6 protein-coding genes and 1 pseudogene are annotated in these 8,264 nt (G+C 35.6%); 1 reads left to right on the top strand and 6 read right to left on the bottom strand.

Features of this window, described 5'->3' with window-relative positions:
• The 3 genes and pseudogenes from BN338_RS05780 to tpiA all read right to left on the bottom strand — a co-directional run.
• A pseudogene (locus BN338_RS05780) lies at window positions 1-465 on the bottom strand (CTP synthase); the annotation flags it as partial.
• Window positions 466-587: 122 nt separating this feature from the next.
• Window positions 588-1,049: a preprotein translocase subunit SecG gene (gene secG, locus BN338_RS05775; protein ID WP_039759931.1), complete on the bottom strand. Its 462-nt coding sequence runs from the start codon at window positions 1,047-1,049 to the stop codon at window positions 588-590.
• 83 nt (window positions 1,050-1,132) lie between these two features.
• Window positions 1,133-1,897 carry a triose-phosphate isomerase gene (gene tpiA, locus BN338_RS05770; RefSeq protein ID WP_039759930.1) on the bottom strand — a complete coding sequence of 255 codons (765 nt, stop codon included), beginning with the start codon at window positions 1,895-1,897 and terminating at the stop codon, window positions 1,133-1,135.
• Between the two features lie 153 nt (window positions 1,898-2,050).
• On the opposite strand from tpiA, the gene BN338_RS05765 reads away from it, so the two are divergent.
• A complete protein-coding gene (locus tag BN338_RS05765) occupies window positions 2,051-3,937 on the top strand; it encodes a peptidyl-prolyl cis-trans isomerase (RefSeq protein WP_039759929.1) in 1,887 nt (628 codons plus the stop codon).
• Window positions 3,938-5,055: 1,118 nt separating this feature from the next.
• On the opposite strand, the gene BN338_RS05760 is transcribed toward BN338_RS05765, so the two are convergent.
• The 3 genes from BN338_RS05760 to yajC all read right to left on the bottom strand — a co-directional run bounded on the left by BN338_RS05760 (window position 5,056) and on the right by yajC (window position 8,131).
• Window positions 5,056-5,916, bottom strand: a complete 861-nt coding sequence (locus tag BN338_RS05760) for a phytoene/squalene synthase family protein (RefSeq protein ID WP_039759928.1) — start codon at window positions 5,914-5,916, stop codon at window positions 5,056-5,058.
• A 914-nt stretch (window positions 5,917-6,830) separates the two neighbouring features.
• The gene (locus tag BN338_RS05755; protein ID WP_039759927.1) at window positions 6,831-7,217 is read right to left on the bottom strand and encodes an Mth938-like domain-containing protein; all 387 of its coding nucleotides are present in this window, start codon (window positions 7,215-7,217) and stop codon (window positions 6,831-6,833) included.
• Window positions 7,218-7,669: 452 nt separating this feature from the next.
• Window positions 7,670-8,131 (bottom strand): preprotein translocase subunit YajC, encoded by a 462-nt coding sequence (gene yajC / locus BN338_RS05750; protein WP_039759925.1) that lies wholly within the window; start codon window positions 8,129-8,131, stop codon window positions 7,670-7,672.
• Window positions 8,132-8,264 lie beyond the last annotated feature (133 nt).

Genomic DNA, 8,264 nt, shown 5'->3' with positions numbered 1-8,264 from the left:
CGCTTCTAGAAAAGGCATGGCCTCAATATCACCAACCGTTCCACCTATTTCACACAAAACAAAATCAAATTCTTCATTTCCCGTCGTAATAAATTGCTTAATTTCATCTGTAACATGAGGAATAACTTGAACTGTTGCCCCCAAATAATCACCCCGCCGTTCTCGTTCAATGATATTGCGATAAATACGCCCTGTTGTAATATTGTCTTGGCTATTTGCAGAACGCCCAGTAAAACGCTCATAATGACCAAGATCAAGATCTGTTTCCGCACCATCATCGGTTACAAATACTTCACCATGTTGATAAGGTGACATCGTCCCTGGATCAACATTTAAATAAGGGTCAAGTTTGCGAAGACGTACACGATAGCCACGAGCCTGTAATAACGCTGCTAACGCCGCCGCTGCGATGCCTTTTCCAAGCGAAGAAACCACACCACCAGTAATAAAAACATAACGTGCCATGGGCTTATGGTGATAAGCAATTTATAATGATTTTTCCAGAAAAAAATGCAAAAAAGAAACAACTTTTCCTCTAAAATAAAAAAGGTAGAAAAAAACAACCTTTTTAAAAGTCTATATTTTCTTCAAAAAACTAATTTTGTACCGTTATCCGGAACTGGATTTCCAACAACCGGTGGAACTGGGTTTTCGATTTCAGGCTTTGTAGACTGTTTTCGTCCCTGTGGAGAATCCGAAGGACCTCCTAGCTGCTCAAGAATAGAAGGCTGAGACTCACCATCTGATGATGGGACTGATTCTAAGCCTTTATTGGTAGAGTTCTGCTCTGAATTAACCGGTATGCGCTTTAAAATATCAGAACCAGAATTTGATATACTTCCCACAACAATAAGCCCAATGGAAACAACATAAAAACAGCAGGCTAAAATAGCCGTCAAACGTGTTAAAGGATTTCGAGACCCACGGGTTTTCATCACCCCTGAGCTATTACTCACACCAAGCCCACCACCTTCTGAAGGTTGGATTAAGATAACCCCAACCAAAGTAATCACAATCAATAAATGAATAACAATAAGTACTGTTTGCATAAACCCTGCTCTTCAAATAACTCTTTCACAGTTATTTATACATAAATAACACACAATCCAAGGGGAAAACTCAAATCTCTCTGCTATAATTTACGACAAACATCGCAAATAGTTAAAAAATCAATCGCTTTTAAGCTAGATCCACCGATCAAAGCCCCATTAACATGAGGAATACTTAAAAGCTCAAAGGCATTGGATGGCTTTACGGATCCACCATAAAGCAAACGTATCTTGTTTCCTTCATCACCAAAACGAGAACATATCTTATCACGAATGAAATGATGCACTTTTGCAATATCTTCTGAAGTTGCCGTATTGCCAGTACCTATCGCCCAGACAGGTTCATAAGCGATAATGGTATTCTCTGCTGCTGCATCATCTGGTAAAGATCCTTCAAGCTGCTGTGCAAGAACATCCATGACTTTATTATTATCGCGCTCCTCCAATGTTTCACCAATACACACAAGAGCCACAAGACCTGCGCGCCACGCTGCTTGCACTTTAGCACAGACAATCGCATCATTTTCCTGATACACCGTACGACGTTCCGAATGCCCAATAATAACGTGACTTGCTCCCGCTTCTTTAAGCATAAAAGCTGAAATATCTCCCGTATAAGGACCATAATCATCAAAGTGACAATTTTGTCCTCCTAAAAGGAGATTTTCACCATCCAGTGTATCAGAAGCACGCGATAAAAGCGTTGCAGGAACACAAATGAGCGCTTCAAACAGATGACCGAAATCAGAGCTAACGCCTGTAGCAATAGCACGCAACTCTCCAAGCGATTCTCTCATTCCATTCATTTTCCAATTTCCAGCAAGAAAAGGCCGAATATTTGGAGACATATTTTCACCTCAAGAGCTCTTAGATATTTTGATTTACCTGTAGTATCAAATTATAAAATGAAAGCAAGTCTTTAAAAGCTTGCATCTTTCATCTCTTTATTGCAAATTCCACTCCTGCTTTGATAATATTTATGTTTAAAATGGAATTGAACAATGCTTGACGTCATAAGAAGTGCTGCAAACTCTTGGATTTTCAGAATTTTCCTTGCTATTTTACTCTTATGCTTCATTCTCTTATGGGGAATACCACAGTTACACACAAAAAGCGAAAGAGATCTTATTACTTCTGGAAGGTCCATAGTCACTATCGATGATTATCGTCTCGCACTTGCCGATCAAAGCGCACGTTTAGCACAGGCGGCTCATCTTGGACGAATGTTTACACCAAATGAAATGCAGCAATACCAAATTCCTGCTTTTGTGTTTAATCAATTGCAACAAAATGTGCTGCTTGATGAACAAGCCCGTAAAATGAAAATAAGCCTTTCAAAAGATACAATCGCTCATACAATTGGTTCTGATAAGATGTTCCAGATAAATGGTATATTTGATAAAAACTTATTTTATAACTATCTTCAGCATTTACGTATCGGTGAAAGTGCTTTTCTTAATTATTATACCAAACAAGAAAAGCGTAACCAACTTATTGCTGCTTTACTTTCTGATATGAAAGCCCCCAATCTCTTTTACAAGGCACTTGCTCTTTATCAAGTGGAAAAGCGGAGTGCTGATTATTTCATTATTGACCTAAAAGAGCAAACAATCGCTGATCCTGCTCACGAAACACTGCAAAAATGGTTTGAAACACATCAAAATGAATTTCGTACTCCAGAATACCGCACTGTCTCTTTGCTATCGATGGAACTTTCTGATTTCGTAAAACCTCAAGATATCTCAATAGATGAGGCAAAAGCCTATTATACCCAAAATGCTTCACGTTTTGTAACGCCTGAAAAACGTACATTCGAAGAACTGCGATTCTCCACACGTGAAGAAGCCGATAATGCAGCAAAAAAAATAGCTGATGGATTGAGTTTTGATGAACTGGTAAAAGCTGAAAAAAAGACTCTTAATGACATCAAAAAAGGGCCTCTTGCAGAAAATGAACTTCCTAATCATCTCGCATCTGAAATTTTTGAACTCCAGCAAGGACAAATCAGTCCTGTAATAAATGACTTACAGGGACCTATTCTCATTCGTGTCACACATATTGAACCCTCAAGCTCTCTTCCTTTTGAAAGTGTAGAAGAAAATATTCGCAAAACACTTGCCAAAAATCGTGCAACTGAGGATATCCGTAACAATTATATCACCATTGAAAATGCTCGTTTTGAGGGTGCTTCTTTCAAAGAGCTTGCTGACCAATACAAATTATCTCTGCGCACAATCACCCTTGATAAAACGGGCAAAACGCTTGAAGGTGAAATCCTCACGGATTTGCCTCAAAAAGATACTTTGCTCAATGCCATCTATCAATCAAATGAAGGCATCGATCTTGATCCTCTCTCTTTTCAAGATGGTGGATATCTCTGGTATAAGGTCGATAAAATTATTCCTTCCCGCGATAAAACACTGGAAGAAGCTAAGCTCGATGTTCTTTCTCAATGGAAAAGTGAGGAAATTCAGCGTCTTCTTGATGAAAAAGCCCAAAATGCTCTCAAACAGCTTATGGAAGGAAAAAGTCTTGTTACCGTTGCACGGACACTTGGTGTTACAAAACAAACAACCCCCCTCCTCCAGCGTCAAGATCCCTCTGAAATCCTTGGTGCTGAAGGGATTAAGATACTATTTTCTAGTCCCAAAGGTCATTATGGTATCATAAAAGGTCCGGTTGCAACAAACCGTATCATTTATCAAATAAATGCTGTAATGATGCCTAAAGATATCACGCCTCATACTCTTTCACCTGAGATTCGGGCCAATATAGATATGATGATAAGAGAAGATCTCAAGCTGGAAATGCTACAAATTGCCAATAAAGAACATCCTTTGGAAATTAATAGCAAAAATTATAATCAGATCTTTAACGCTCTCCAATAAAAAGGGTAGACATAAAAAGCTTATTTGATAGAGTTTTTATCAGCACTTCGTCTATAGTGGAAAAGGTAGGATCGATCTCTTGTTTGCTTAGTCTCTTAAGACCGGCATTATAATTAACTTTCTCGCAAATCAGTATATGTGTCAATTTGCGAGAAAATAGTCACTGGATGTGTGGAGTCCGTTTTTTTCAACGCAATAAGCAATATTATCCATCCCAATTAAGCGATAAATCTCGTTCCTATTATCATCCATTTACAACTTGTCATATTGTTACTCTTAATATTCATTCATAAGGAATCTATTGCTTCTGCTTCTTCCTTAAATGATTTTCATTGACACACCCAACTTATGATATGGAAAAAACTATTTTAAAAATTCATTCTAAACATGATCTAAAATGAGGAAATCTTCTTCCCTTCAAGACTTTCATTCAATATGAGAAAACAACAAACTTCATGATAAATCAATATTTTTAATATGTCATAACAGTCATCAATTGTGGCTTCACCATTTTAATTTCTCAAACATGAGCATTTTTTATAGACTTAATAGGCAGCCAAAATAACTTCTCTCATAATAAAATAGAAAGTTTATTTCATTTGCAAATAAGACGCGACCAATATACTCAGAGCACTCAATATCAAAATTCTTTATCAAATGAATCAATCTATTAAGCTTTATCTTATGTTTTCCTTTATTGAGTAATGCATTGATTTATTATAATAAGATAGTGTTATCCATCTTGAAATAAAAATTCTTAATACAGTAAGCTTCTTTTATTCCAAATCTGTTTATGATGGAATCAATCAAAACCTCCCTGCTTGCACGTTATACGAATTAACGTTTGGATGAACATTAAAAAAAGGACTTTCCTCTTTATGAAGAGTGCCAAGAGCTGTCGCAATAGTGGAAACTGGTCGACTATAACAATGGTGTTGGCTTGCCTATCAGCCCTTCAATAGACCGTATTTTCAAAGTCTTAAAAATTTTTACTCTTTTGCGTTCATAGAAAGAACGATATCAGTGTTTTTGATAACAAAGAAATCGTTTGGAATTATAATATCTCCTTTTATCTTCAACATGAAAAAATCAGTCGAACTCTAACGTCATCATATTCTTTATAATATCTTTGAAAAATTACCGCTTATTGCTGCTTTTGTTATCAACCAATAGCGATGCATCAATGGCAAAGTTGCATTTTCTTGAAAAATTGCAGCCCCTAACTGTATAGCCTTTTGAAGAGAAGCCGGTATAATGACCAAAGGAAGAAATGCTGGCTTCAGAGCTCTAGGTAAAGCACGAGAATACGTGTAAAATTTGCTATAATGATCGCGTGATAATGCTACCATAGCTTCGACAATATGGCCCTTTTGTTGATCACTGAGGCGGTGAGAGTCTAAATCTTTCCTATTCACCCCTACAGCCTTCAGCATATCAGTAGGTAAATAATAGTGATATCGTGATTGCATGAATGATAAAAGACGTAATACACCGCTTAATCCTTGAGCAATCCCTCCATGTTCACAGATATCTGTAAAATCTTGTGCGGAATCAGGATCTAATATCTGACAAGAAAGTTGTAAAATTATGCTTGCTGTCTCACCACAATAATGCTCGAGATCATGAAGCGTTTCTATTGGGTTGTGATAAAGATCTAAAATTTGTGCATCACAATAACGTAAAAAAGCTGTCTTAGGTAAATTAAAAAGAGTCATTGCTCCCAATAAATCACTCAAAATCGGATTATTTCCACTCGTTTGCATTTCACCATGCGCGATAGAATCATACCACCAGCGTAATCGTATTTCTCCGATGAATGGATCATGAACACTTTCACGAATACGAGAAATCTCAGCATTAAATGCGTAGAGAGCAGCCAATGCTTTGCGCTTTTTTTTAGGTGCAAATAAAACTGATATATAGCGATCACGATCTATGTTACGCAAAATATCAAGACAATAAGGAAGAGAACTTATCATTCTATGAACCTATTAACGTCCCTTTTTAGCAATTAAATTATATTCTCTTTGTTATTCATATTAAAAAAATGACGAGATGAAAAAAATACAGCTCAGAGAATAAGATTTTTAAATGTATCTCTTAACTGTACTATGAATTAAAATTTCTTCTTTAGTGCCTTTTCTTGTCAGAAAGAAAATTCTTTAAAATTAAATAAATCATTTTTTTGATAAAATTTATCTTATAGGATTTAAGCTTTTATTTGTAGTAAAAACAGCTAAAAATGAACCGTAACATGCGTAATGAAACTTAGAACAACAGACAACGCAAAACACTTTTTTACTGAATAGCTGATAATGTATTTTTACTTTTATAGAAAATGCACTGATCACAAAGAGTTAATAAAATTATTGACCTCTTCCTGTCACCTCAAAAGATCAATCTGTTAAAAATGATATGATTCAAGCTACGTATAAAAAGGACAAAACTTCCTTTCCACACCTGTCTGTCAAAAATCCAATTGCTCTTGACAAGAGCCTACTGCCCGTAACGAATTAATTTATAATAATAATTTATCGTTTTGTCTATTGAATGAAAAAAACTAAGATCACATGATTTTCTTATTTTTAATCTATTCCCTTTCACATCACACGCGGAACGAGTGTGTAGATACTATTTAAAAAGGAATAAAAATGTCTCTTATGATCGCCTCAATTGCCAAAGGCTTATCACCTTATGTGATACCCTAAGCATTCCAAGCTAACCCCGCTCTGAATATTTGCTGCTGTATTAAAAATATACTTAATATGTTAAGTTGTGTACACTTATGTTCCTTATATGACTGCCTTAAACGACGTTATTTTTTGGTACAGTAAAATAATAACATTCAGCTTTTATGCTAGACAAGGGTATTTATTTTATTAAGCAATATACTTCATTCTACCGCAAATAATAAGGCTGCAACAGCGCGATCTTCAGCCAATAAAACATTAAATGTACGCACCGCTGCTCCTGTCCCCATTGTATCTGATGAAATACGCTTTTCCCATAAAAGGCTTCGTAACTCTTCAGGTAATCGTAATAATTCAGTTCCAGTACCTATTAATAAAACTTCAATCTCATTTGCTTCTTCTAAAACACGAGATAGATCCCCTTGAGTGGGAATAGGCCCAGCCATATCAATACCATAAATTCCTGAGGGGACACAAATAATAGAACCTCTATGTGACATATCAGCAAAACGAAATCCACCGTTTCCATAAGCATCAATAGGTGCACGACTTGGAAAATGTGCTTCACGAATTTGAATTGCATCGGACATAAATAAGCACCTTTTATTTTTGAAAATCCACTTGTCTTTTACGTCTCACTATAAAAGTTAATGGTAATACAAACATTGATATGTTAGCCATAGCCCATCAGAAAATATTGAGGTAGAAATTTTTACTATGAATCTTGATTAAGTCGTACAAAAATATATGAAAAGTTAGCAATAACTCGCGATTAAATGCTATACTCATCTACGTTTTAAAAACTTTCCTCAACTTAGTTGACTCAAAAGTGAGAAATTTCTCTTTATAGAAATAAGGGTATTGTTTAAAGAACAGAAAAAACTGCCGTAATACCCCATAAATAAAGCAACTATTTTAATCATCTACAGAAAACAAAGACACCATTTCCTGTAGTGATTACATTCCTCCTCATGAAATTGCCTTTATATTTTGATATTTTTATAAAAATGCTTTTTAAAATAGTATAAATTGCATTCACACTTTAAGACGCATTTTCCTTATTTTCCTTTGATATCGCTTCTTTCTCTTTAGCAATACTCACTTTTTCTTTCTTTGTCGTTTTAGAATTAGACTTTCGTGGTGCTTTTTCTTTAGCATTAAGCTTTGATTGTTTTTCTGCAATCGGCTTACCTTTAACGCGTACATCAGCTAATGTTGAGCGAATAACACGAATATTCATACTCTCACCAATTTCAACCTCTAATTCACCACTCTCATCGTGAACCTTCGTAACCTTGCCAATAATACCACCACCTGTTATAACTGTATCACCGCGCCGTACTGCGTTAAGCATCTCCTGTCGCTTTTTCATTTGTGCACGCTGTGGACGAATAACAAAAAGATACATAATTGCAAAAATTAAAATGAGCGGGAAAAAGCCAACAAATGAAATTCCACTGGAAACATCGCCTGCACTTTGAGCATAAGCGTTCGTAATAAACATTTTTATCTCCTATAGTTAAACTTCAGATATTATTTCCCACTCTATTAAAATAAGATTCCGATTCAGAAAAACTTTCCTAAAGAACTCATTATAAAAAGCAACAAAAAGATAATCTAATCTCAGCTTTATAAAA

It is taken from the genome of Bartonella queenslandensis AUST/NH15 (assembly GCF_000312585.1).
Classification (GTDB): domain Bacteria; phylum Pseudomonadota; class Alphaproteobacteria; order Rhizobiales; family Rhizobiaceae; genus Bartonella; species Bartonella queenslandensis_A.
This window is presented reverse-complemented; position numbering and strand designations above follow the sequence as displayed.